The sequence below is a fragment of the Aeromonas sp. FDAARGOS 1419 genome (assembly GCF_019047045.1).
GTDB classification, from domain to species: domain Bacteria; phylum Pseudomonadota; class Gammaproteobacteria; order Enterobacterales; family Aeromonadaceae; genus Aeromonas; species Aeromonas veronii.
The window spans coordinates 1166755-1190372 of record NZ_CP077209.1 but is presented as its reverse complement, the minus strand read 5'-3'; the positions used below and the strand labels follow the sequence as shown (position 1 = coordinate 1190372).

At 57.6% G+C, this 23618-nt stretch carries 25 protein-coding genes; 6 read left to right on the top strand and 19 right to left on the bottom strand.

Annotated elements, in window-relative coordinates; translation table 11 throughout:
- Positions 1-54 precede the first annotated feature (54 nt).
- On the bottom strand, positions 55-387 hold the full coding sequence (locus I6L49_RS05135; protein ID WP_216950776.1) for a polyhydroxyalkanoic acid system family protein: 333 nt from the start codon (positions 385-387) through the stop codon (positions 55-57).
- Positions 388-646: 259 nt separating this feature from the next.
- Between I6L49_RS05135 and I6L49_RS05130 the strand changes: the two genes are divergently transcribed.
- Complete coding sequence (locus I6L49_RS05130; RefSeq protein ID WP_047439357.1) at positions 647-1375, top strand: hypothetical protein; 729 nt, start codon at positions 647-649, stop codon at positions 1373-1375.
- A 99-nt stretch (positions 1376-1474) separates the two neighbouring features.
- On the opposite strand, the gene I6L49_RS05125 is transcribed toward I6L49_RS05130, so the two are convergent.
- The 3 genes from I6L49_RS05125 to prpB are packed head-to-tail and all read right to left on the bottom strand — an operon-like array spanning position 1475 to position 4956.
- Positions 1475-2920 (bottom strand): bifunctional 2-methylcitrate dehydratase/aconitate hydratase, encoded by a 1446-nt coding sequence (locus I6L49_RS05125; RefSeq protein ID WP_216950775.1) that lies wholly within the window; start codon positions 2918-2920, stop codon positions 1475-1477.
- A 10-nt stretch (positions 2921-2930) separates the two neighbouring features.
- Positions 2931-4058, bottom strand: coding sequence for a 2-methylcitrate synthase (gene prpC / locus I6L49_RS05120; RefSeq protein WP_216950774.1), 1128 nt, complete (start codon positions 4056-4058; stop codon positions 2931-2933).
- 10 nt (positions 4059-4068) lie between these two features.
- Positions 4069-4956 (bottom strand): methylisocitrate lyase, encoded by an 888-nt coding sequence (gene prpB / locus I6L49_RS05115; RefSeq protein WP_216951594.1) that lies wholly within the window; start codon positions 4954-4956, stop codon positions 4069-4071.
- Between the two features lie 147 nt (positions 4957-5103).
- Between prpB and I6L49_RS05110 the strand changes: the two genes are divergently transcribed.
- From I6L49_RS05110 to rsmF, 4 genes are all read left to right on the top strand, one after another.
- Complete coding sequence (locus tag I6L49_RS05110; protein WP_005345516.1) at positions 5104-5730, top strand: paraquat-inducible protein A; 627 nt, start codon at positions 5104-5106, stop codon at positions 5728-5730.
- Positions 5714-6316 (top strand): paraquat-inducible protein A, encoded by a 603-nt coding sequence (locus I6L49_RS05105; protein ID WP_005333132.1) that lies wholly within the window; start codon positions 5714-5716, stop codon positions 6314-6316. Before I6L49_RS05110 ends, I6L49_RS05105 begins: the two co-directional genes overlap by 17 nt.
- A gap of 55 nt (positions 6317-6371) precedes the next feature.
- Entirely contained in the window at positions 6372-8924 is a 2553-nt protein-coding gene (locus I6L49_RS05100; RefSeq protein WP_216950773.1) for an MlaD family protein, read from the top strand.
- 144 nt (positions 8925-9068) lie between these two features.
- Positions 9069-10499, top strand: a complete 1431-nt coding sequence (gene rsmF, locus I6L49_RS05095; RefSeq protein ID WP_216950772.1) for a 16S rRNA (cytosine(1407)-C(5))-methyltransferase RsmF — start codon at positions 9069-9071, stop codon at positions 10497-10499.
- A gap of 226 nt (positions 10500-10725) precedes the next feature.
- Here the strand turns inward: rsmF and I6L49_RS05090 are convergent, their stop codons facing one another.
- From I6L49_RS05090 to yceD, 15 genes are all read right to left on the bottom strand, one after another.
- The gene (locus I6L49_RS05090) at positions 10726-10998 is read right to left on the bottom strand and encodes a RepB family protein (RefSeq protein ID WP_216951592.1); all 273 of its coding nucleotides are present in this window, start codon (positions 10996-10998) and stop codon (positions 10726-10728) included.
- 173 nt (positions 10999-11171) lie between these two features.
- Positions 11172-12113 (bottom strand): site-specific integrase, encoded by a 942-nt coding sequence (locus tag I6L49_RS05085; protein ID WP_254127589.1) that lies wholly within the window; start codon positions 12111-12113, stop codon positions 11172-11174.
- Between the two features lie 373 nt (positions 12114-12486).
- A complete protein-coding gene (locus I6L49_RS05080; protein ID WP_216950771.1) occupies positions 12487-13266 on the bottom strand; it encodes a TatD family hydrolase in 780 nt (259 codons plus the stop codon).
- A 25-nt stretch (positions 13267-13291) separates the two neighbouring features.
- Entirely contained in the window at positions 13292-14239 is a 948-nt protein-coding gene (gene holB, locus I6L49_RS05075) for a DNA polymerase III subunit delta' (RefSeq protein ID WP_111901115.1), read from the bottom strand.
- Positions 14224-14865 carry a dTMP kinase gene (gene tmk, locus I6L49_RS05070; protein ID WP_111901116.1) on the bottom strand — a complete coding sequence of 214 codons (642 nt, stop codon included), beginning with the start codon at positions 14863-14865 and terminating at the stop codon, positions 14224-14226. The genes holB and tmk overlap by 16 nt, the downstream gene beginning before the upstream one ends.
- Positions 14865-15866 (bottom strand): endolytic transglycosylase MltG, encoded by a 1002-nt coding sequence (gene mltG / locus I6L49_RS05065; protein ID WP_216950770.1) that lies wholly within the window; start codon positions 15864-15866, stop codon positions 14865-14867. Before mltG ends, tmk begins: the two co-directional genes overlap by 1 nt.
- Entirely contained in the window at positions 15856-16662 is an 807-nt protein-coding gene (pabC, locus tag I6L49_RS05060; protein ID WP_216950769.1) for an aminodeoxychorismate lyase, read from the bottom strand. Before pabC ends, mltG begins: the two co-directional genes overlap by 11 nt.
- A gap of 68 nt (positions 16663-16730) precedes the next feature.
- Positions 16731-17972 (bottom strand): beta-ketoacyl-ACP synthase II, encoded by a 1242-nt coding sequence (gene fabF / locus I6L49_RS05055; protein WP_005360452.1) that lies wholly within the window; start codon positions 17970-17972, stop codon positions 16731-16733.
- An 82-nt stretch (positions 17973-18054) separates the two neighbouring features.
- Positions 18055-18291 carry an acyl carrier protein gene (acpP, locus tag I6L49_RS05050; protein WP_005300909.1) on the bottom strand — a complete coding sequence of 79 codons (237 nt, stop codon included), beginning with the start codon at positions 18289-18291 and terminating at the stop codon, positions 18055-18057.
- A gap of 158 nt (positions 18292-18449) precedes the next feature.
- Positions 18450-19184, bottom strand: a complete 735-nt coding sequence (fabG, locus tag I6L49_RS05045; RefSeq protein WP_005351850.1) for a 3-oxoacyl-ACP reductase FabG — start codon at positions 19182-19184, stop codon at positions 18450-18452.
- A 13-nt stretch (positions 19185-19197) separates the two neighbouring features.
- The gene (gene fabD, locus I6L49_RS05040; RefSeq protein ID WP_160881740.1) at positions 19198-20133 is read right to left on the bottom strand and encodes an ACP S-malonyltransferase; all 936 of its coding nucleotides are present in this window, start codon (positions 20131-20133) and stop codon (positions 19198-19200) included.
- A 71-nt stretch (positions 20134-20204) separates the two neighbouring features.
- Positions 20205-21164 carry a beta-ketoacyl-ACP synthase III gene (locus I6L49_RS05035; protein ID WP_040065495.1) on the bottom strand — a complete coding sequence of 320 codons (960 nt, stop codon included), beginning with the start codon at positions 21162-21164 and terminating at the stop codon, positions 20205-20207.
- A 7-nt stretch (positions 21165-21171) separates the two neighbouring features.
- Positions 21172-22191, bottom strand: a complete 1020-nt coding sequence (gene plsX, locus I6L49_RS05030; protein WP_005351844.1) for a phosphate acyltransferase PlsX — start codon at positions 22189-22191, stop codon at positions 21172-21174.
- 9 nt (positions 22192-22200) lie between these two features.
- Positions 22201-22368: a 50S ribosomal protein L32 gene (gene rpmF / locus I6L49_RS05025; RefSeq protein ID WP_005300935.1), complete on the bottom strand. Its 168-nt coding sequence runs from the start codon at positions 22366-22368 to the stop codon at positions 22201-22203.
- Positions 22369-22387: 19 nt separating this feature from the next.
- On the bottom strand, positions 22388-22909 hold the full coding sequence (gene yceD / locus I6L49_RS05020; protein ID WP_013723766.1) for a 23S rRNA accumulation protein YceD: 522 nt from the start codon (positions 22907-22909) through the stop codon (positions 22388-22390).
- A 118-nt stretch (positions 22910-23027) separates the two neighbouring features.
- On the opposite strand from yceD, the gene I6L49_RS05015 reads away from it, so the two are divergent.
- A complete protein-coding gene (locus I6L49_RS05015) occupies positions 23028-23609 on the top strand; it encodes a nucleoside triphosphate pyrophosphatase (RefSeq protein ID WP_216950768.1) in 582 nt (193 codons plus the stop codon).
- Positions 23610-23618: the final 9 nt, after the last annotated feature.

Sequence of the window (23618 nt, the reverse complement as noted above, 5' to 3'; positions counted from 1 at the left end):
TCAAACAGCCATCGTTTACAGCTGGTTTATTTAAAACCAGTGCAACGAAGAGTTTCAAACACGTTTGGGGCAAGGTAACCTATTGTCGACATAATCGAGGATCTCTTGCTCCAGTACGCTGCGTACTGGCAACAGCATCAAACCAAGATGCACTTCCAGTTGCAAAGTTTCATCGTCCAGGGTGAGAGTGCCATGTACCCCTGAGCCGCGAAAGCGTAGCTCGGTCTCCTCTTCATCTACCCATTCGCAATCGAGTTGATAGCTCTCGCCCATGTCCGCAGCGATGGCTGCGGCCGCGATCCGGGCGGCGGCCAATCCCAGCGGATGCTGACGGCTGATCTGGATGGTAGAGAGTGCGCTGCTGCCAGCGAGCGAGTTGAAGAACATGGTCGTTACTCTGGGTCATAAGTTAGTTATTGATATTAAACACATGTTCACAACAAATGAAAGGATGGTTCACATAAATGGGACTCACTTAACAGAGTCGAGAGGGGTGCAGGCCATCAACGGGGCATGGCATTTATTCCCTCCCCCGTGCGCGCTACACTTGTCACGGAACAGTCAGCAAAAGCTGCTTGTTTTTCATTCACTTGTATCTTCGTATCACCCAATCCCCATCAATGGGCCCAAGGCCAGAGAGCTGTAGATGACGCATCAAGAACATGCCCACGACGACGATAGCACCCTGGGTCGGCTCTACCGCCAGCTCAAGCGGGTTGCAGCCTTGCGCGAGCAGATGCGTGCCCATCCAGAAGATCAGCAGGATCGGGATCGGCTACGCCAGTGGCAGGCCGACCGGTTGGGGCGTACCCATCGTGATCTGCTGGAGAGTGACCGCTACGGCCCGGCGGCCGAGTTTTTCCTGACCGATCTCTATGGTCCCGGGGATTGCGCCCGCCGCGATGCGGACGTGATGCGGGTGATGCCGACCGCCGAGCGGCTGTTGCCGGAGTCCGGTCTCAAGGTGCTGGCGCAGGCGATCGAGCTTGATGCCCTCTCCGAAGAGTTGGACTATCTGATGGTGGTGGCGCTGCGGCGCATTGATGGCATTGATCCCATCACGCCGGACCATTACACCATCGCCTATCGTGCCGTGGGTGAACAGGCGCGCCGGGAACATCAGATTGCGTTGGTGAGCGAGCTTGGCATGACGCTGGACAGACTGGCGAGAAAGCCGCTGCTGGGGACGACCCTCAAGCTGGTGTCAGGGCCCGCCCATCTTGCGGGGCTTGGCGAGCTCTTCTCCTTTGTCGAGCGCGGCTATCAGGTGTGTCATCAGATGGGGCGTGCCAACGAGTTTCTCGAGACCATCGCCAGTCGCGAGACGGCCATCATGACGGCGCTCTTTAACGGCGACAGCAGTGCGCTTGAGTAAGGCTTATCGAGGGATAAGCCGCCAGAATAACAAAGCGGGCCGATGGGCCCGCTTTTCGTTTATCACTGTTTGCCGATATGTTGGCCAATGCAAGAGCGATCAGATCACCAGCAGATCCATAAAGGCGTGCACCGGGGTGGCGGCAAGGCGCGGCCCATCCTGACAGAGGGCCAGAATGTCGCTGACCCGTTTGGCCGGGAAGCGGGTGGCCAGATTGTGCTGGAATTTATCCACCAGCAGCGGGATCCCCTCCTCCCGACGGCGACGATGGCCGACCGGATACTCCACCTCCACCTTGGCGGTGTGAGTACCGTCCTTGAAGAAGATCTGGATGGCGTTGGCAATGGAGCGCTTGTCTGCCTCCAGATACTCGCGGCTGTAGCGTTTATCCTCCTGTACCACCATCTTGCCGCGTAGCGCGTCGATGCGGGGATCGGCCGCCACGTCATCCTCGTAATCCTCGGCGATCAGGCGACCGAAGATGAGCGGTACCGCCACCATGTACTGCAGGCAGTGATCCCGATCGGCCGGGTTGTTGAGGGCACCGACCTTGCTGATGATACGAATGGCCGACTCATGGGTGGTGAGCTCGATACGGTCGATCTCCTCCAGCCGTCCCTTCACCTGCCCATGCAGCTTCATGGCGCACTCCACAGCAGTCTGGGCGTGGAACTCGGCGGGATAGGAGATCTTGAACAGCACGTTCTCCATCACATAGCTGCCGTACCCCTGATGCAGGGCGAACTGATTGCCCTTGAACAGCACATCGTAGAAACCCCACTTGGGCGCGCTCAGTACGCCTGGATAGCCCATCTCGCCGCTCATGGTGATAAGGGCGAGGCGCACCGCGCGCGAGGTTGCATCCCCCGCTGCCCAGCTCTTGCGCGACCCCGCATTGGGGGCATGACGGTAGGTACGCAGGCTCTGGCCATCGACCCAGGCCTGGGAGACCGCATCAATCACCTGATCGCGGGTGCCACCCAGCATGTGAGTCACCACGGCGGTGCTGGCGACCTTGACCAACACCACGTGATCGAGACCCACCCGGTTGAAGGAGTTCTCCAGCGCCAGCACACCCTGAATTTCGTGGGCTTTGACCATGGCCACCAGCACATCTGCCATGGTGAGCGGCGCCTTGCCCTCGGCGACGCGAGTACGGGAGAGCCAGTCGGCAGTGGCCAGAATGCCCCCCAGATTATCGGATGGGTGACCCCACTCGGCGGCCAGCCAGGTGTCGTTGTAATCGAGCCAGCGGATGATGGCGCCGATATCCCAGGCCGCCTTGACCGGATCGAGGCAGAGCTGGGTACCGGGCACCCGGGCGCCGTGGGGTACCAGTGTACCGGGGACTATGGGGCCAAGGTGTTTGGTACACTCGGGAAAGCGCAGGGCCAAGAGGCCACAGCCGAGCGTATCCATCAGGCAGTAGCGGGCGGTGTCGAGGGCCGCCTGGCTGTTAATGGGGTGGTTGCAGACATAATCGGCAATATCGATCAGCACCTGATCGGGGTCTGGTCTGTGGTTGACGTCGACGTTGGAGGACATCGTGACTTCCTTATCGTTGTTGTAGAGAGACAAAGTGACGGGGGGCCGGGCCGACATAATCGGCGCTCGGGCGGATGATCCGGTTGTGCTCGCGCTGCTCCATCACGTGGGCGCACCAGCCGGTGACCCGCGAGCAGACGAAGATAGGCGTGAACAGCTTGGTCGGGATCCCCATGTAGTGATAGGCGCTGGCGTGGAAGAAGTCGGCGTTGGGAAAGAGCTCTTTCTCCTCCCACATCACCTTCTCCGCCTCGCAGGAGACGCGATAGAGGCGATCATCGCCCACCGCCTCGGCAAGCTTGGCCGACCACTCCTTGATGATGACGTTGCGTGGATCAGAAGTGCGGTAGATGGCGTGGCCAAAGCCCATGATCTTCTCCTTGGCCGCAAGCTTGGCCAGCAGTTCGCGCCTTGCCTGCGTTTCATCCTGCCAGTGTTCGATCATCGCCATGGCTGCCTCGTTGGCTCCGCCGTGGAGCGGGCCGCGCAAGGTGCCGATGGCCGCTGTGATACAGGAGAACATATCGGAAAGAGTTGAGGCGCAAACTCGCGCCGCAAAGGTGGAGGCATTGAACTCATGCTCGGCGTAGAGGATGAGGGAGACATGCATCACCCGGCGCTCCAGCTCGCTCGGCGCTTTTTGGTGCAGCAGTGCGAGGAAATGGCCACCGATACACTCCTCGTCGCTGTCGAGGGCGATACGAATACCTTCATGGCTGAACTTGTACCAGTAGATCAAAATGCCCGGAAAGGCGGCCAGCAGCCGATCCGCCACTTCATGCTCATGCTCGAAGCCATCTTCCGGTTCCAGATCGCCGAGCATGGAACAGCCGGTGCGCAGTACATCCATGGGATGAGCATCGGCGGGAATGCGCTCCAGTACCTCCAGCAGCGGCTGGGGCAAGGCGCGCAGGCGGCGCAGCTCGCGCTTGTAGGCGTCAAGCTGCTGCTCACCGGGCAACTCCCCCTTGAGCAGCAGATAGGCGACCTCTTCAAACTGGGCACTATCGGCCAGCTCCTTGATGTCGTAGCCGCGATAGGTAAGACCGGTGCCACTTTTGCCCACGGTGCAGATACTGGTCTCCCCCGCACTCTGCCCGCGCAGACCTGCCCCACCCAACGGTTTTTGCTGTCCCATAAGCTGCCTCCTATTCCTTGGCTGTAAACAGACGATCCAGTGTCTGCTCGTAGTGGTGATATCCGAGGAAGTCGTAGAGCGACTCCCGGGTCTGCATGATCTCCACGACGGCGCGTTGATGGCCATCCTGGCGAATATGGTGATAGACGTTGAGGGCGGCCTGATTGGCTGCGCGGTTGGCGCTTAACGGGTAGAGCACCATATCGACCCCGTGGGCGGCCAGTTGCTCTTTGTCAAACAACTCGGTTTTGCCGAACTCGGTCATGTTGGCGAGGATCGGCACTTTGGCCGCCAGCTTGAACTGGTCGTACTGGGCAAGCTCGGTCACCGCCTCGGCGAAGATCATGTCGGCACCGGCGGCCACATAGGCAGCGGTGCGTTCAAGAGCCGACTCCATCCCCTCCACCGCCAGTGCATCGGTGCGGGCCATGATGACGAACTCGCTATTCTCGCGGGCATCCACTGCGGCCTTGATGCGATCACACATCTCTTCCAGCGGCACCACCGCCTTGTTAGGACGGTGGCCGCAGCGCTTCTGGGCAACCTGATCTTCCATGTGCACGGCTGCCACTCCGGCGCGCTCGAACGCGCGAATGGTGCGGGCGATATTAAACGCCCCCCCCCAGCCGGTATCGATATCGACCAACAGCGGCACACGGGTTGCGGCGGTGATCCGCTCGGCATCGATCAGCACGTCGTTGAGGGAGGTCATGCCGAGATCCGGCAAGCCGTAGGAGGCATTGGCTACTCCGGCGCCGGAGAGATAGAGGGCTTGAAAACCGCTGCGCTCGGCCATCAGCGCCATATAGGCATTGATGGTGCCGACGATCTGTAGTGGCTTTTCGTTGGCAAGGGCGGTGCGAAAGCGCAGGCCTGCCGAGGGGGACAAACTGGACATCATGACTCCTTTCACCTGTCTAGTCTGGCTATCTAATATCACGTTTACGTTAACGTCAATTATACTTTCGTAACATTCCGGCCGCAGGCAAGACAGGAAACCGGTTTTAGGGTAAATTTCACCAATTCCTTCAACAGGTTGAATTGTATGATGGAGCCCGGTTCCGTGATTGTCTGTCCGGCGTGCGACTTGCTGATCCAGCGCAAAGCACTGCCGCTGCGTCGCCATGCCCACTGCCCGAGATGTCATCAACATCTCTATGGCCGTTATGCCTTTCGTCCCTCCCAGTTGATGGCCCTGACCATCACCGGATTTCTGCTGCTGCCCTCCGCATTTTTTGAGCCGCTGATCTATCTGCGGCTGGCTGGGGTCAATACCGACGCCGACCTGCTGCGCGGTATTCTGGTGCTGTTTGGCGAGGGCGAATGGTGGGTGGCCAGCCTGGTGCTCTGGTGCGCCGTGTTGGCGCCGGTGGGATTATTGGCGGGGATCTTTGTGCTGGCTTCGGGTCTGGCCAAACGTTGGCACATTCTTCCCGTCACCTTGAAGCTGGTTGAGGTGTTTCGCCACTGGGCCATGCTGGAGGTCTATATCGTCAGCCTGCTGGTTGCCCTGTTCAAACTGATCGACATCGCCGATGTGCGCCTCGGTGGCGGCTTGCTCAGTCTCGGTATTCTGATGCTGCTCAACATGACCCTGCTGATCCTGTTTGACCCCGCCCCCTACTGGGCGCGGATCCCGTTAAAGGAGCCGGAACATGACCAGCGCCCGTGAGATGGGGCTCTGCCGCTGCCATACCTGCGGTCTGCTGGTGCGTTATCAAGCCGGGGCAGTCTGCCCCCGTTGCAGCAGCAAATTACAGGTGCGCATCCCCCGCTCCCTCGCCTGGTCGTGGGGCTTGCTGGCGCTCGCCACCTTTATGTTGTTGCCTGCCAATCTGTTGCCCATAACCCATTTTTACAACAAGGGGTTGCTGCAGTCAGATACCATCTTCAGCGGTATCATGATGCTCTATCGCAGCAAAATGAGCGGGATTGCCACCATAGTCCTCACCGCCAGCATACTGGTACCCGTGGGCAAGATATTGGGGTTGGGCTGGATCTGCTGGCAGTTGCAGCGAGCCAAACCGGTGCGGCGCAAGCGCCAGCTGGTGATGTATCGGGTGATCGATTTTATCGGTCGCTGGTCGATGCTGGACTTGTTCGTGATTTCGCTGATGGTGGCGCTGGTCGATCGGGGTGTGCTGCTGAGTGTTCGCGCAGGCCCGGGGGCCACCGCCTTTGCCGGTGTGGTGGTGCTGACCATGATGTCGGCCCGCATGCTTGATACCCGTTTACTGTGGGACAAGGCGGCCCGTTGATGATTTCTCTGTTTTTGTCTGATGTGCTGTTTAATCCAGCCAATAAGGAGTCACTATGATCGGGGCTGAACCCGTCATCGAAAAGCGTCGCTGGTTATCGCCGGTCTGGCTGTTACCCCTGATAGCCCTGCTGCTGGCAGGTGGCTTTCTCTATCAGCAGGTATTGAGCCGTGGCCAGCTTATCCAGATCAACTTCGCCCAGGGCAACGGCATCTTGCCGGGTAAAACCCAGGTTCGTTATCAGGGGGTGGCCATCGGTGTGGTGCAGGAGCTGGAGCTGGCTGAAGATGGCCGCAAGATTGCGGTGATGGCCAAGATTGACAGCCGTGCCAGACCGCTGATCCGCAAGGGATCCGACTTCTGGCTGGTGAGCCCCAAGGCGTCGCTCACCGAGATCTCCGGCCTCGATACCCTGGTCTCCGGCAACTACATCAACCTGCAACCGGGGCGTGAAAGCAATCCGCTGGAGGAGACCTTCGATGCACTGGAGGGCCCTCCCCCCGGCTATCAGGCTCAGGGGCGGATGCTGCACCTGACCGCCGATTCGCTGGGTTCGGTGGGGATTGGCGCCAAGCTCTATTTCCGCGGTATCGAGGTGGGCAGCGTCATCAATACCCGCCTGGGTCAGGACAACCAGAACGTCATTCTGGATCTGGTGATCGAGCCGCGTTTCGAACATCTGGTCAAAGCCGATACCCGCTTCTGGAACATCAGTGGCATCAAGGGCTCCTTCAGTCTGGCCGGGGTGAGCGTGGAGGCAGGCAGCCTCACCTCCATTCTGAGCGGCGGCATTGCCTTTGACTCGCCCAAAGATTCACCGGAGCCTGAGAAGGGACAGACCTTCGTCCTCTATAAAGGGCTTGCGGAAGCGGCGCGTGGCGAGCGTATCGACATTGCGGCTGGCGATCTTCCGGTCAAGGAGGGGATGCCCATCCTCTATGAGGGGATCGAGATTGGTCGTATCGACCCCATTCGCCTCACCGACAAAGGCCGTGTGGTCACAGCGCTGATCAACCCGGAGCAGGCCTATCGCATTACCGACAAGAGTCAACTGGTGTGGGAGAGCGTCTCCCTCTCCGCGACCGGCGTGCAGCATGCAGATCGCCTGCTCTCCGGCCCGGCCATTCGCCTCGACTATGTAGCGGGCAAACCGGTACAGAAGATGACCCTGACCGATCGCGCCCCCCAGAGCGGTACCAAGGTGACGCTGCAGGCTGACGATCTGGCGGGGCTCAATCAGGATGCACCTGTCTGGTACAAGGGATTGCAGGTGGGCCGCATCAGCCAGCTCACCCTGGATGCGCGCGGCAATGCCAGCGTTGAGCTGGTGATGGCGCCGAACTATGGCCATCTGCTCAATCGTGCCCGCTTCTATCGCGCTGCCCCGCTGCAGATTGATGCCGATCTGAGCGGCATCAAAGTAGAAACCAGTCCGGCCAGTGCCTGGTTGGGGGGCGGGATCAAGCTGGTACAAGCCAGCAGTGGCGAGCGGATTAACCGTCTCTACCCCAGTCAGGAGCTGGCACTGCTCGGTACCCGTGATGCCAAGCCGCAGCGCTGGTTGCTCAAAGCAGGTCAGGCCGATGGCATCGGCATTGGCTCGCCTGTGCTCTATCTGGGGTTGGAAGCGGGCAAGGTCAAACAGCTGCGCGCCGCCAAAGAGGGGGTCGAGATCGAACTCGAGATTGATGGAGTCTATGCTCCCCTCCTCGCCCAGCAACCCCAATTCTGGAAAAAACCGGCCATCGACACCAAGGTGCGGGTCGATGGGGTGCAGGTCAAGGTGGGCAACCTCGGTACCCTGCTGCGCGGTGCCATTGAGTTTGATCGGTTGGCCAATGGCCGCAGCAGCCATCAACTGTTCGATTCCAGGGAGCAAGCCAAGGCCAAGGTGCGCCAGCTGTCACTGGTGGCAGAGAGTAACCCGGGGCTCGGGATTGGCAGCCCGATCCGCTATCGTGGGGTCGATATCGGCAAAATTGAAGAGATCGAGCTGGAGCCGTCTCTGGGTCAGGTGATCTTCAAGGCCGAACTCGATGGCCACTATGCCGAGCGTTTCCTGCAGTCCGGCGCCCGCTTTACTCTGGTGCAGGCCAAGCTGGGGCTGGGCGGTGTCGCTCACCTCGATACCCTGATCAAGGGGGCGTTTGTAGAGGCACAACCCGGTAAAGGCGCTGGCAAAGATCGCTTCCCCTTGAGTCAGGTTGGCCCAGTGGGTCTGGCCCTGACCCTCAAGAGCCCCTCCGTCAATGGCCTGAGCGTCGGCAGTCCGCTACTGTTTCGCAAGATGGTGGTGGGCAGTGTCACCAAGGTGGCGCTGGCTCGGGATGGCAGCGAGGTGGTAATCGACGTTAACGTGGATCAGGAGTATGCCCATCTGGTGCGAGCCAACTCCCGTTTCTGGAATGTCTCCGGGGTCAAGGCGGATATCGGCCTGACTGGCGGCACCATCGAAGTGGAGACGGTGCAGAGCCTGCTGGCCGGCGGCATTGCTTTCAATACGCCGGAGAAAGAGATGGGTCCAACCGTCAAGGCTGGCCACAGCTATCCGCTTTACGGCAAGGCCGAGAAAGAGTGGTTAGAGTGGAGCCCTCGTATCCAGCCCTGATCTCTTCCCTTTGTATCTCATCCAAGCCCGGCACAGTGCCGGGCTTTTTTATATTCCGGTGCCTGTTGATAGGGTTCAGATTCAGAATATTCTTAGCCTTGTGGTAGGATATCGCCCCTCTTTTTCGGTCAACGAGACGGCACAGTGCACGACAACACCTTCCTTCCCGATTACTTTTTACGCCACATTGCGGCCATCATGCCGGCCCATCTCTCGATGGATGACTTTGTGGCCAGTTGTCGACGTCCGCTGCGCCGCAGCATTCGGGTCAATACCTTGAAGATAGCCGTCTCGGATTTCGTCGCCCTGATGGAGCCACAGGGTTGGCAGCTCGACCCTGTGCCCTGGTGTGATACCGGCTTCTGGCTGACCCGCAGCGATGAAACCGTCCCCCTTGGCAACACCGCCGAGCACTTGAGCGGGCTCTTCTACATTCAGGAAGCGAGCTCCATGCTGCCGGTAACGGCGCTCTTTGCCAGTGACAAGATCAAAGCGGATGGTATGTTGCTGGATGCGGCGGCGGCCCCCGGCTCCAAGACCACCCAGATAGCCGCCTTGATGAACAATCAGGGGATGTTGGTTGCCAACGAATTTTCCAGCAGCCGGTTGAAAGTGCTCAGCGCCAATATCCAGCGCTGCGGCGTGACCAATGTGGGCATGACCCATTTTGATGCCAAGGTATTTGGCCAGTGGCTGCCGGAGACCTTCGATGCCATCCTGCTCGATGCCCCCTGCTCCGGTGAAGGTACGGTGCGCAAGGATGAAGATGCATTGCGCAACTGGAGCATCGAGAGCATCGACGAGATTGCGACGGTGCAACAAGGGTTGCTGGAGAGCGCCTTCCATGCCTTGAAACCGGGTGGTGTGCTGGTCTACTCCACCTGTACCTTGAGTGAGCAGGAGAATCAGGCGGTCTGCCAATCCCTGCTGGACAAGTTTGGCGATGCCTTGAGTTTTGATTCGTTGGCAGACCTGTTCCCCCATGCAGAGCAGGCCTGTACATCCGAAGGATACCTGCACGTTTGGCCCCAGATCTTCGACAGTGAAGGCTTTTTCGTCGCCAGACTGCGCAAGCATCACTCGGTGCCCAACACCATGTTCAAGCCGGGCAAGCTCGGTAAATTCCCCTTTGCGCCGCTTCCTGCCAAAGAGGCTGAACCCATATTGCGCGAGATTGAAGCCAACTTCGGGGTGGCACCGCAGGGTCAGCTGTTTGGCCGCAATGACGAGATCTGGCTCTTCCCACAGAGCTTTGATCAGGTGCAGGGCAAGCTGCGCTTCGATCGCATTGGCATCAAGTTGGCAGAAACCTTCAAGAAAGGCTATCGCCTCACTCATGAGTGGGCTCTGGCCTATGGCGATAAAGCGAGCAAGGGGTTAGTCGAACTGGATAGCGCCAATGCGCGGGAATTCATGATGGGGCGGGACGTCTGGCCAGAACAGGATGCTGGCACTGGCGAGGTGATCGTCCGCTATCAGGGGCATACCCTGGGCATGGGGAAATGGGTAGGGAGTCGGGTCAAGAATGCCCTCCCCCGTGAGCTGGTGCGTGACAACAATCTGTTCAATGCGTAGTGGGCCGCTCGGTGCATCAGCACTTGAACGAGTCTGAAATACCCACACTCTGGTTGAACTTTTATTCGGATCTTGAAAAGCCTTGAGCCTTGTCTAAGCTTAAGGCAATCCGAACACCAGTTAGCGCACGGCTCTGCAAGGAGCCAATTCCCCTATGCCAGGTACAAGGAATTCGTACCTGGCTTTTTTTATCTCTTCACGTATCGCTGTTACTTCACTCTTGTGTCTATTCGACGGTCTCTTCGACCAGTGTGGCGACTCTGTTTTCAAAAAGAGGTTCTCGACCCAGCTCATGTTGGTAGAGCAGATCGATCGCCTGCTCGATAAGTGACGCCTGACTGTCTTCGAGATGGATACCCAGAGCAGCCAATCGCTCGGCGTGGCGATTGCTGATCCAGCATTGCAGCCGGGTATGAGTCTCCTGCTTGCGTTTTACATGTTGGCGCTGCCGCTCGGCATTGTTTTGGGCCCCCGCCTCTTGCACTTCACGCCCTGTCATTTCTTGGCTCATATGTCCTTGCGATGTTCCATTTCCGGATTTGTTATCTCTCATCACATGCCATTATCCATAGGATGATGGCCCTTCCCCTTTGGGCTGCTGGCTGTACGACAAATATATCATCAGATCAACAGGATATCATTTAACATAAAAAATGAAGTGACGCAGTTGTGTCAAAGCAAGCCATCAAGGGCATGATCGGAGAATTTGTGGGCGTCATCGAAGTACTCCTGCAGGGTTCGCATATCCTTGTGGCGAGTTACTTCAATGATCTTGTTCATCGGCTTTCCGGCAGTTACAGCAGAGGTGATAAATCCACGGCGCAGGCTATGGCCACTGACATAGAGATCATCGATGGTTTGGCCGGTTCGCCGCTTTATCATCAGATTTATACCCTGGGGACCGAGTGGTTCGGCCATCAGTTGACCCCAGCGGTTCATGCGCCGAAATAGCGGCCCCTCGCTGATCCGACTTTTGTGTAGCCACTTTTGCAGTGCCGAGACGGGACAGTAGTGCTTGCCCGGAATCAAGGCTATCTCGGTTTCATGCAGCTGATGTTTGCTCGGTTTGAGGCGAAGGCGGATCCCCTGCCCCATAAAATCGAGATCGCTAACCTCAATTCGGGCCGCTTCCGAACGGCGCAAGGCGCCACTGAACATCAGCAGTATCAGGGTGTGATCACGCAAACCCGCGAGGTCATTGGTGTCGATGCCATCCAGCACCTGGGTCAAAGGTTGCAGCGTCAGGGCACCGGTTTTGCGCTTGCGGTTATCCCCCAACCTGACAATACCACGCATCATCTCCTTGATTTCGGGATGTTCGGTGGGCATGGGGTGAATGCCTTTCTGCTTGAAGGCATAACGGATCCCAGCAAGCCGTCTCACCAAGGTTGCCGGTTTACGAGGTTCACCATTGCGCAACTCCCCTTTTCCTTCCTCTTTATCCAGCCATATCCAGTCGGCCAATACGCCGTCAGCCTGATCAGCGAGAAAATTCATAATGTCGTGATGAGTGGTTTGTAGTGGATCCAGCCCGTGTAATTGGCACCAGAAGACAAAAATACGGGTATCAGCCTGATAGGCATTGAGGGTGGAATCCGCTTTGGCACTGCGCAAAAAGCGGCGTGCCCGACTATTAAGCTGTGCATCGAAAACAGTCTGCAGTGACTGATGAGCTTGATTGGACAAGGATGGGTATGCCACGGAACACTATGATTCATATGAAGTTTGAGAGGATCTTACAGGATCCTTCCCATACATCAAGTATCGATAATGAATATTATCGATACTTATAGCCTGATGTTTTTATACCGTTTGGCCACATGAGATAAACGAAAGATCGGAATATGATTCGACTCGGGTTTGTATGGATGAGCAGGTTACATTGGCTGGGAAATGTTAGAGATAACACAGTTCGGTATTGATATTCAGGTGGGTAATCAGCTTGGTATGTGAAATATAAAAAGCCCCGAGCAACGGGGCTTTGAGGTTATTTCTTAGCCAGCTTGAAGAGTTCAAAGAAATTCCGGCTGGTGGCTTCTGCCAATTCGTTAAGCGGAATCTGACGCAGGTCAGCAATAAACTGCGCAACGTCTCGCACAAAGGCGGGTTCGTTCTCCCTCCCCCGATGCGGTACGGGGGCAAGATAGGGCGAGTCGGTTTCGACCAGCAATCTGTCGAGGGGAAGTGCCTTGACCACCTCTTGCAGTGCAGACGCATTTTTGAAGGTGACGATCCCGGAGATGGAGATATAGAACCCCATCGCCATCGCAGCTTGCGACATTTCGAGGGATTCGGTGAAGCAGTGCAGCACACCGCCAACCTGATCAGCGCCCTCTTCGCGCATGATCTGCAAGGTATCTTGCTGGGCATCGCGGGTATGGATGATCAGCGGCTTGTTCAACGCGCGCGCAACCCGGATATGTTCGCGGAAAGAGGCTTGCTGAACTTCCTTGTTCTCGGGCGAGTAAAAGTAATCGAGACCGGTCTCACCGATGGCCACCACACGTGGATCGGTAGCTTGCTTGAGCAGCAACTCGGCATCGACACCGGGTTCCTGATTGAGCGGGTGTACCCCGCAAGAGGCAAACACCTGGGGATAGGGCGCGATCGCCTCGAGCATGGTCGGGAACTGTGCCTGAGTCACACTGACACAGAGAAAATATCCCACGTCCAGTTTCGCGGCCTTGGCAAGTACATCAGACATGCTGGTCTGCTTGCTGCCATAGCTGAGGCGATCGAGATGACAGTGGGAATCAACGAGTAACATATAAAACCTTTCTGCTTGTCGGTACTTATAACCAGCGACTGAGCCAGTTCATCAGATGGATGGTGGGATTGGAGAGCTGACCCGGCTGACAGGCCGCTTTCAGGGCAACCAGATCTTGTTCTGCCTCCAGCAGTTTTTCGCTGGAGTGCTGCTCCGCCAACCGCTGGCTCAAGATGGCCAGATCAGGCATGGCCAGCTGATGGTGACCACATCCGGCCTGGGTTTTCAGGGCATCACACAAGAAGAGCTGCAACCAGTGCAACCTGACCTGCGTCTCCTGACCAAGCTGGCTGCACAGTGCCGTCGCCTTGACCGGACTTTGACTCAGGGCGACAAACTGTTCCAGCAGTTCGCGGCGAGTACCGTCCTGTTGCAGCTCGATATAGTCGAGTACCCGCAGCGGTGCCCCCTGACAGATCCGCACCTGAGCCAGAGTGGCCTGATGACCCTGCTCGGCCAACCAGCGTACTGTTTCCCCTTCCGCAGGCAACTGACAGACATGTTTGTGACAGCGACTGAGAATGGTGGGAAGCAACCGGGAAACCTGGGAGGCAATCAGCAACAGCAAGCTGTCGCCGGCCGGCTCTTCCAAGGTTTTCAACAGGGCATTGGCTGCCGATTCGGTCATCCGCTCCGCATCAGGAATGATCACCACCTTGCCACGGCCGAGCTGGGCAGAGCCCTGCAGCCGGGTGCAGATCTCGCGAATGGCCTCGACCCCGATGGTCTTGCTGTCGCGCGTTATGGTGCCGAGATCCGGGTGGTTGCCCTTGTCAAACAGCTGGCAGGAGTGGCACTGACCACACGGTTCTCCACGATCCGGTTGTTGGCAAAGGTGCAAACGCGCCAGCCGCTCAGCCAGTTGCTCCTTACCAAGACCGGGATCGCCCAGCAACAACCAGGCGTGGCCGAGACGACCGGACTGGGCCGTCTGGCTCAGGGCATGCCAGTCAGGGATCAGCCAGGGATACATAGCGGCTCGTTCGACAGATAGTGATCCAATGCACACTCGATGGCCGCTTTGACCTGTTCCGGCGTTTGCGCCGCATCGATCACCACAATGGAATCATCCTGGGCGGCCAGTTCGAGATAACGAGTTCGGGTACGCTCGAAGAAGCTCAGTTGCTCCAGTTCGATGCGATCCAGCTCGCCGCGATGGCGTGCGCGCTGCAAGCCAAGGGCAGGATCGATATCGAGATAGAGGGTGAGATCCGGCTTGAAGTTGCCGAGCACCGCCTGCTTGATGGCTCCGATAAGCTGGGCATCGATACCACGGCCGCCCCCCTGATAGGCCTGGGAGGAGAGATCGTGGCGATCCCCCACCACCCAGATACCATCGGCCAGTGCCGGCTTGATGCGGGTCTCCACCAGTTGTACCCGGGAGGCATACATCAGCAGCAATTCCGCCTCGATGGTGAGGCGCTCGTCGTGCACCTCTTTGACGATAGCCCGCATCCGCTCGGCCAGTGGCGTACCACCCGGCTCGCGGGTGCACTCGATCCGGTTGATGCCGTGGCGCTGCAGATAGTCGGTCACATAACGAACGGCCGAGCTCTTCCCTGCCCCTTCCAATCCTTCGATCACAATAAATTTAGACATTAGGGTTTCTTCAATATGTATTCACGAACCGCCCGATTGTGTTCATCGAGAGTCTTGGAGAAATAGTGGGCACCGCCCCCCTTGGCGACAAAATAGAGATAATCAGTCGACTTGGGGTTAAGCGCAGCTTCGATGGAGGCCTTTCCTGGCATGGCAATAGGCGTGGGCGGCAGACCGTCGATCACATAGGTGTTGTAGGGATTCTTGTCGGTCAGATCGCTGCGGCGAATATTGCCATCGTAGCGATCTTTCACCCCGTAAATGACGGTGGGATCGGTTTGCAACTTCATGCCCAGACGCAGTCGATTGACAAACACCGAGGCGATCTGCGCCCGCTCGTCCGGCTGGCCGGTCTCTTTCTCGATGATGGAGGCCATGATCAACGCCTCATAGGGGGTCTTGTAAGGCAGGTTGGCCTGACGTTTCTCCCAGCTCTGCTGCAGGAAAGTCTCCATATCCTGATGGGCACGACGCAGGATCGAGAGATCGCTGGCATGGGTGGTATAGGCGTAGGTTTCCGGCAGGAACCACCCCTCCAGCTTGCCATTCTCGATGCCGAGCTCCTGCGCCAGGTCGGCTTCTGATTGCTCGACGGTCAACCGCTCAAGATATGGGGCGCTGGAGAGCTGCTTCTGCCAATCCTCGAAACGTGAACCTTCGACGAAGGTGAGGCTGAAGTGAAACTCCTTGCCCGATGCAAACAGAGAGAGGGTCTCCTTGAGAGGGGCCCCTTCCTTGATTTCATAGGTGCCCGATTTGATGGCCACCAGTTCGGGATGGCTGCGCAGCCAGAGCCGCACCGCCCAGGGGCTGGTTTCCCCCTCCCCCAGTTCGGCGATCAGGCGCGCCGCATGGGCGCCCTTCTCCACCGTAAAGAGCCGTGTCGGCCCCTTGTTGGTGAGCGTCTCTACCTGTTGCCATTTGTAATGTACATAGCCCCCGGCAGCGGCTACCGTCAGTGCCGCCCCCGCGAGCATGGTGTAAAGCCGATTAAACTTCAATGACCAAACGCTCCTGTAAACGGCGACTCAATACCGCTGGGGGATAATGGATATCCTCGATGCCATTGACCGGCACGACCCCCATCAGGGTATTGGTGAGCCACACCTCTTCCGCCTGCCATAGTGACTCCAGCGGAGCCTCTACCACACGCAACTCAATACTCATCTGTTTCAGCATCGCCATCACCTGGCGGCGCATGATGCCATCGACACCACCGCGGGCGAGATCGGGCGTAAACACCGTCTTGCCCCGACGCCAAAACAGATTGGCACTGACCCCTTCAATGAGAAAACCGCGACTGTTAAGCACTATCCCTTCGACTGCATTTCGGCTGACAAGTTCGCTTTTCAGCAATACCTGCTCCAGACGATTCAAGGTTTTAAGCCCGGCCAGCATGGGGGCATCACCGATCCGCTGGCGGCACACCACCATCTCGATCCCCTCCTGTTGCCACTGGCCATAGTGAGTGGGAAATGGCGCCAGACTAACTATCCGGGTTGTGTGCTGACATCCGCTGCCGTCATAGCCCCGCCCCCCCTCGCCGCGGGTCAGGATCACCTTGGCCACGCAGTGTGGCTGCTCGGCCACCATCTCTTCAACCTCCCGGGTCAGGAGATCCCAGTCCGGTTCAACCAATCCCAGCCGGTTGTTCGCCTGCTGCAACCGTGCCAAATGGGCAGGCCACTGCAACACGCGACCCTCCCTGACCGCCATGGTGGTGAAATGACCGTCACCATAAGCCAGCCCCCGATCATAGGCCGAGATGGTATCAAGCTTCATGCCATTGATAAGCAAAGGGATCCCTCCGATAAAAAAGGCCCGATACCGGCAGTATCGGGCCTGTGTCTTTGCCCTGCGGCAAATTATACGCGTTTGAAGATCAGTGAGCCATTGGTGCCGCCAAAACCAAACGAGTTGGAAAGGGCGTACTCGAAGCTGCCTGGCTTGGCCACATGGGGTACCAGATCCAGATCGCACTCATCATCCGGGTTGTCCAGGTTGATGGTGGGCGGAGCCACCTGATCACGCAGGGCCAACACAGTGATGATCGCCTCGATGGCACCGGCGGCGCCCAACAGGTGACCGGTCATGGACTTGGTGGAGCTGACCATCAGGGATTTGGCGTGCTCACCAAACACCGACTTCATGCCACGCAGTTCAGCCACATCACCCAGCGGGGTGGAGGTACCGTGCGCGTTGATGTAACCAATCTGCTCGGGGGCAATGCCCGCATCCTTGATGGCATTTTTCATGGCACGAGCGCCACCGTTGCCATCTGCAGGAGGCGCAGTCATGTGGTACGCGTCACCGCTCATGCCAAAACCGACCAGCTCGGCGTAGATCTTGGCGCCACGGGCCTTGGCGTGTTCGTACTCTTCCAGTACCAATACACCGGCACCGTCACCCAGCACGAAACCATCGCGATCTTTATCCCACGGACGGCTCGCTTTTTGCGGCTCGTCGTTGCGGTTGGAGAGTGCCTTGGCGGCAGCAAAACCACCCATCCCCATCGCGGTGGAGGCTTTCTCGGCACCGCCAGCGACCATCACGTCGGCATCACCGTAAGCGATCATCCGACCCGCCATGCCGATGGCATGGGTACCAGTGGTACAGGCGGTAGTCACGGCGATGTTCGGCCCTTGCAGACCTTTCATGATGGAAAGATGACCGGACACCATATTGATGATGGTGGACGGAACGAAGAAGGGACTGATCTTGCGCGGGCCGCCGTTGACCAAGCTTTCGTGGTTCTGTTCAATCAGACCCAGACCGCCGATACCGGAGCCAATCGCCACGCCGACACGTTCGGCATTCTCTTCATTGATGGTCAGGCCGGAATCATCCAGCGCCTGCATACCGGCCGCGATGCCGTATTGAATGAAGAGATCCATCTTGCGAGCGTCTTTACGGTTGATACCGTACTGCTCGGGATCGAAATCCTTGACCAGACCTGCGAAGCGGGTTGCAAACTCGCTGGCATCAAAGTGTTCGATAAGGGAAATGCCGCTCTGCCCGTTGAGCAGTGCTTGCCAGCTGGATTCGGCAGTGTTACCCACCGGGGAAAGCATCCCCAAGCCGGTCACCACGACTCTGCGTTTTGACACTGAGGTAGTCTCCGAGAGGTGTTTTGAAAAGGAACAAATACAAAAGAAGCGGCCCTTGGGCCGCTTCTTTCAGAACAGGAACTTATTCCTGATTAGCGGTGATGTAGTCGATAGCCGCTTGAACAGTGGTGATCTTCTCGGCTTCTTCATCAGGAATTTCGGTATCGAATTCTTCTTCCAGCGCCATTACCAGTTCAACGGTATCCAAAGAGTCAGCGCCCAGGTCGTCGACGAAGGAGGCAGCGTTCTTAACGTCTTCCTCTTTAACACCCAGTTGTTCGATGATGATTTTCTTTACGCGTTCTTCGATGTTGCTCATGACCTGAATTTTCCTTTAAAAATACGCTATTTGCGTCTGGTTGGGGTAGTTTATTCAATTGACGTGAGTTTGCAAGTAGCTTGCCGCTGGTCAAACCACGAAATGTGCCAAACTTCGGCGTACTATCGCAAATTTGAACAGATCTCACGACAAATTGATTACACCATGTACATCCCGCCATTAACATGCAGGGTTTCGCCGGTGATATAGGCTGCTTCATCAGAAGCCAAGAATACCACAGCTGCGGCAATTTCTTTTGGATCACCCAAACGGGCGGCAGGCACCTGACTCATGATGCCGGCACGTTGATCGTCATTCAGGGCACGGGTCATGTCGGTTTCGATGAAACCGGGGGCAACCGCGTTCACTGTGATACCACGGGATGCCACTTCCCGCGCCAACGATTTGGTAAAACCAACCAGACCGGCCTTGGCGGCAGCATAGTTGACCTGACCGGCATTGCCCATGGTTCCCACCACGGAGCCAATGCTGATGATGCGACCGTGACGTTTCTTCATCATGGCACGCAACACCGGTTTGCTCAGACGGTAAAGCGAGGTCAGATTGGTATCGATGATCTCGTTCCACTCGTCATCTTTCATCCGCATCAACAGGTTGTCACGGGTGATCCCCGCGTTGTTGATCAGGATGTCGATGTCGCCAAAGCGCGCCTTGATGGCGGCGAAGACGGCTTCGATGGATTCCTGGCTGGTCACGTTCAGTGCCATGCCGCAACCATTGTCGCCCAGATAGGCGCTGATCGCCTCGGCACCGCTCTCGCTGGTCGCCGTACCGACCACTTTCGCGCCACGGGCCACGAATGTTTCGGCAATCGCACGGCCGATGCCACGACTGGCACCGGTCACCAACACAACCTTATCGGTAAAACTCATCACTTGCTCCTGTTTACTTGATCTGGGCCAGCGCCTGCTCGAAAGAGGCGGCATCGTTGGCGTGAATACCTTCCACCCGCTTGTCGATGCGCTTGGCGAGCCCGGTCAACACTTTGCCCGGTCCCATCTCGATCTCGAGGGTAATCCCCTCATTGGCCATCCGCTCGACAGTCTCGGTCCAACGAACCGGGCTGAACAGTTGACGTACCAGTGCTTGCTTGATGGCGGCCGGATCCTGTTCACAGGATACGTCGACATTATTGATGACCGCGATGGTTGGAACCTTGATCTCGATCCCGTCCAGCGCAGCTGCCAGTTTTTCTGCGGCAGGTTTCATCAGCGCACAGTGAGACGGCACGGAGACCGGCAGCGGCAGCGCACGCTTGGCGCCCGACTCTTTCATCAGCACGTTGGCGCGCTCAACGGCCTCTTTGTGACCGGCGATAACCACTTGGCCTGGGGAGTTGAAGTTGACCGGAGAGACCACCTGCCCTTGTGCCGCTTTTTCGCAGTTGGCGGCGATGGATTCGTTATCCAGACCGATGATGGCCGCCATGGCGCCGGTGCCTTCCGGTACCGCTTCCTGCATGGCCAGACCACGCAGCTCGACCAGTTTGACCGCATCGGCAAAATCGAGTGCGCCGCTGCAAACCAGCGCGGAGTACTCACCCAGGCTGTGACCCGCCATCATGGCAGGCGTTGCCCCACCCTGCTGTTGCCACAGGCGCCACAGGGCGACAGAGGCAGTCAGCAGCGCAGGCTGGGTGCGCCAGGTTTTGTTCAGATCTTCAACCGGACCATCCATCACCAGGGCAAACAGGTCATAACCCAGCACCTGGCTCGCCTCGGCGAAGGTCTCCTTGATCACGGCATGTTGTTCGGCCAGCTCGGCCAGCATGCCAACGGACTGGGAACCTTGTCCCGGGAAGGCAATGGCAAATTGGGTCATCATTGATTCCTTTTAGATAAGACAAAAATGAAATCGGTGACGGAATGATGGAGACACCATCCCGCCGAAGATCAGAGGCGAACCAGCGCCGAGCCCCAGGCGAAACCGCCACCAAAGGCTTCCAGCAGTACCAGCTGACCCGGTTTGATCCGGCCATCCCGCACCCCTTCATCGAAGGCGACAGGGACGGACGCAGCAGAAGTGTTGCCGTGCTTGTCGAGGGTCAGCACCACTTTATCGAGGCTCATACCCAACTTCTTGGCTGTGGCGCTGATGATGCGGAAGTTGGCTTGATGCGGCACCAGCCAGTCCAGCTCGCTCGGCTCGATGCCAGCAGCGGCCAAGGTTTCGGTTACGATCTCGCTCAAACGGGTGACCGCGACCTTGAAGACATCGTTGCCCTTCATATACATGTAGGCTTCGAGCTCGGCACCCGGCATGCCGCGACGGGGATGAGGCAGCTTGAGCAGCTCGCCATAACGGCCATCGGCATGGAGATGGGTAGAGAGAATGCCCGGCGTCTCGCTGGCACCGACAATCACAGCCCCTGCCCCATCGCCAAACAGGATGATGGTGCCGCGATCTTGCGGATCGCACATGCGGGAGAGCACATCGGCCCCGACGACCAGCACATGGCGGGCGGCGCCGGATTTGACGAACTGATCGGCAATGGAGAGCGCATAAGTGAAGCCTGCGCAGGCAGCTGCCACGTCAAAGGCAGGGATGCCCGGTACGCCGAGCAGCCCCTGCAGCTCGCAGGCGGCAGCCGGGAAAGCATTTTCAGCACTGGTAGTGGCCAGCACTATCATATCGAGATCGGCAGCGGTCAAACCGGCTGCATCCAGGGCGCGCAGGGCGGCCTGGTAAGAGAGGGTGGCAACGGTCTCGTCAGCCCCGGCAATACGGCGCTCACGGATACCGGTGCGTTCCACGATCCACTCATCACTGGTCTCAACCATCTGCTCGAGATCGGCGTTGGTACGCACTGAACTCGGCAGGTAGCTGCCAGTACCCAGAATTTTGCTATGCATAGAGTTCTTATAGATCCCTGTCAGAGAAGACAGCTTCAAGGCGATCTGCTATTTGCAGTGGAAGTTGATGTTTGGCCTCTTGTGCGGCCAGCAGGATCGCATTACACAGAGCGCGCCGTTCGGCCCGCCCATGACTTTTTACCACAATGCCGCGCAATCCTAACAGACTTGCTCCGTTATACTGGTCGGGGTTCAGGTAAGAAAAACGCCGTTTGAACATAAATCCGGCGATCCGGCCAAGAAAAGTGCGTTTCTTGCGGGGATATCCGGCCAGCTGGGCCATCATCCGCACCACCCCCTCGGCCGTTTTGAGGGCGACATTGCCGACAAAACCGTCGCAGACGATCACGTCGCTGTCGCCGCTGAAGATGCGATCCCCTTCGACGAACCCGACATAATTGAGCGCGTGGCACTGACGCAACAATTCGGCGCTGTGGCGCACCAGATCGTTGCCCTTGATCTCCTCCTCGCCGATGTTGAGCAAGGCAACACGGGGGGATGCAATGCCTTCTACCTTTTCGGCCACGACGGAGCCCATCACTGCAAACTGCAGCAAGGTATCGGCATCGCAACTGACGTTAGCGCCAAGATCCAGCATCACGGTGCGTTTGCCACTCAATGTCGGCAACGCCTTGATGAGGGCGGGTCTGTCTACCCCTGGCAAGGATTTGAGCACGCACTTGGCCATCGCCATCAACGCACCGGTATTGCCGGCACTGACGCAGGCATCGGCCTCACCGGCTTTCACCAGATTGAGTACCACCCGCATGGAGGAGTCTTTCAGAGTACGCAGCGCCACGATCGGTTTATCGCCCATGCCAACCACCTGGGATGCATGTACGAAACGGACTCGGGGATGATTCAGCAAGCCATGTTGCTGCAGCAGAGAGGAGGTCTGGTGCTGGTCGCCGACCAGGATCAGTTTTAGCTGGGGTAAAAGAGACAGTGCCTGCACGGCGGCAGGCACTGTTTCCGAGGGGCCAATATCTCCCCCCATGATGTCTAGCGCGACAGTTTGCGTAGACAAAGGCAATCCTTAAGCGATTACCTTTTTACCGCGGTAGAAACCATCGGCAGTCACGTGGTGACGACGATGAATTTCGCCACTGGTCTGATCAACAGTCAGGGCAGCGGTGGTCAGCGCATCGTGGGAACGACGCATGCCACGCTTGGCACGGGTTTTACGGTTCTGTTGTACGGCCATTGTAGGCTAACTCCTAAATTCACTTACGTTTAAGCTCTTCAAGAACTGCAAAGGGATTCGGCCGCTCATCAGCAGGTTCGATTTCACCCCAGGTCATCTCCATGTTTCCTCTCGGGCATGCATCCAGAGAATGCATTGCGACTTGAGGCAACGAGAGGATGAGTTCATCCTCCAAGATTTGATGAAGATCTATCTCGCCGTTTTCGTCCAACTCAATGGGCTCATAAGCTTCCGGCAGTTCTTCCTCGTTTGTTCTTTCGAACAGCGGAGTGTAGATAAATTCAGCTTCACAGAGGTGTTCGAATGTCTCTCCGCAACGTTGGCAAACCAGGTCAACCTTGGCATGGGCAGTGCCTTTCATAACGGTCAACTTCTGGACATCTTTGCCAAAGTGCAGTGATACATCGATATCACTCTGCAAGCCAGCGGTTGATTCCTCCAGCCTGGGCATCTGCGACTTTTCCACTATCCCGATGTAATCGAGCAGCTTCAAGGCACTACGGACTGGATCAACCTTAACGGGCAACTTCACCTTTTGCATAGGGCGCGAATAATATAGGTCCAACAACTGATAGTCAAAGGAAAAAGTCCTTACCGCCGATGATTTTAACGTCACAAGTCCCTAGAATGCCGGTACTTGCTTTCATCGGTACCTGATTATGCCACAGAATCTGATCCTCGCCTCAACTTCTCGCTATCGCAAAGCCCTGCTGGAGAAGCTCGGCCTCCCCTTTGAATGTGCCGCGCCCGATGTAGATGAACGCCCGCTGGCTGGCGAATCCGCCGAGGCGCTGGTGGTCAGACTGGCTCGTGCCAAGGCTGATGCTGTCGCCCAGCATCGTGATCACGGCTTGATCATCGGATCTGATCAGGTGTGTGTCTGCAATAATCACATCCTCGGCAAACCGGGCACCATCGACAATGCCATCGCCCAGCTGATGGCGGCTCAAGGTCGCAGCGTCACCTTCTATACCGGCCTGTGCGTGGTGAATGCCGCTACAGGCAAAGCTCATCAGCTAGTGGAACCTTTCACCGTCCATTTTCGCAACCTCGATGAAGCCGCTATTCGCCGCTATGTAGAGGCAGAATTGCCCCTAGATTGTGCGGGCAGCTTCAAATGTGAAGGGATGGGCATCGTGCTGTTCAAGGGGCTGGAGGGGCGCGATCCTAACGCCTTGATCGGTCTACCACTGATCGGCCTGATCGAGCTGCTGGAGCGCCACGGTATTGCCCTGCCCTGATTGCGGACG

Bases quoted from the DNA above. Each gene is read 5' to 3' on its own strand.
- I6L49_RS05135 (WP_216950776.1), bottom strand. From the start codon at position 387: ATGTTCTTCAACTCGCTCGCTGGCAGCAGCGCACTCTCTACCATCCAG.
- I6L49_RS05130 (WP_047439357.1), top strand. From the start codon at position 647: ATGACGCATCAAGAACATGCCCACGACGACGATAGCACCCTGGGTCGG.
- I6L49_RS05125 (WP_216950775.1), bottom strand. From the start codon at position 2,920: ATGTCCTCCAACGTCGACGTCAACCACAGACCAGACCCCGATCAGGTG.
- prpC (WP_216950774.1), bottom strand. From the start codon at position 4,058: ATGGGACAGCAAAAACCGTTGGGTGGGGCAGGTCTGCGCGGGCAGAGT.
- prpB (WP_216951594.1), bottom strand. From the start codon at position 4,956: ATGTCCAGTTTGTCCCCCTCGGCAGGCCTGCGCTTTCGCACCGCCCTT.
- I6L49_RS05110 (WP_005345516.1), top strand. From the start codon at position 5,104: ATGATGGAGCCCGGTTCCGTGATTGTCTGTCCGGCGTGCGACTTGCTG.
- I6L49_RS05105 (WP_005333132.1), top strand. From the start codon at position 5,714: ATGACCAGCGCCCGTGAGATGGGGCTCTGCCGCTGCCATACCTGCGGT.
- I6L49_RS05100 (WP_216950773.1), top strand. From the start codon at position 6,372: ATGATCGGGGCTGAACCCGTCATCGAAAAGCGTCGCTGGTTATCGCCG.
- I6L49_RS05090 (WP_216951592.1), bottom strand. From the start codon at position 10,998: ATGACAGGGCGTGAAGTGCAAGAGGCGGGGGCCCAAAACAATGCCGAG.
- I6L49_RS05080 (WP_216950771.1), bottom strand. From the start codon at position 13,266: ATGTTACTCGTTGATTCCCACTGTCATCTCGATCGCCTCAGCTATGGC.
- holB (WP_111901115.1), bottom strand. From the start codon at position 14,239: ATGTATCCCTGGCTGATCCCTGACTGGCATGCCCTGAGCCAGACGGCC.
- tmk (WP_111901116.1), bottom strand. From the start codon at position 14,865: ATGTCTAAATTTATTGTGATCGAAGGATTGGAAGGGGCAGGGAAGAGC.
- acpP (WP_005300909.1), bottom strand. From the start codon at position 18,291: ATGAGCAACATCGAAGAACGCGTAAAGAAAATCATCATCGAACAACTG.
- fabG (WP_005351850.1), bottom strand. From the start codon at position 19,184: ATGAGTTTTACCGATAAGGTTGTGTTGGTGACCGGTGCCAGTCGTGGC.
- fabD (WP_160881740.1), bottom strand. From the start codon at position 20,133: ATGACCCAATTTGCCATTGCCTTCCCGGGACAAGGTTCCCAGTCCGTT.
- I6L49_RS05035 (WP_040065495.1), bottom strand. From the start codon at position 21,164: ATGCATAGCAAAATTCTGGGTACTGGCAGCTACCTGCCGAGTTCAGTG.
- rpmF (WP_005300935.1), bottom strand. From the start codon at position 22,368: ATGGCCGTACAACAGAACCGTAAAACCCGTGCCAAGCGTGGCATGCGT.
- yceD (WP_013723766.1), bottom strand. From the start codon at position 22,909: ATGCAAAAGGTGAAGTTGCCCGTTAAGGTTGATCCAGTCCGTAGTGCC.
- I6L49_RS05015 (WP_216950768.1), top strand. From the start codon at position 23,028: ATGCCACAGAATCTGATCCTCGCCTCAACTTCTCGCTATCGCAAAGCC.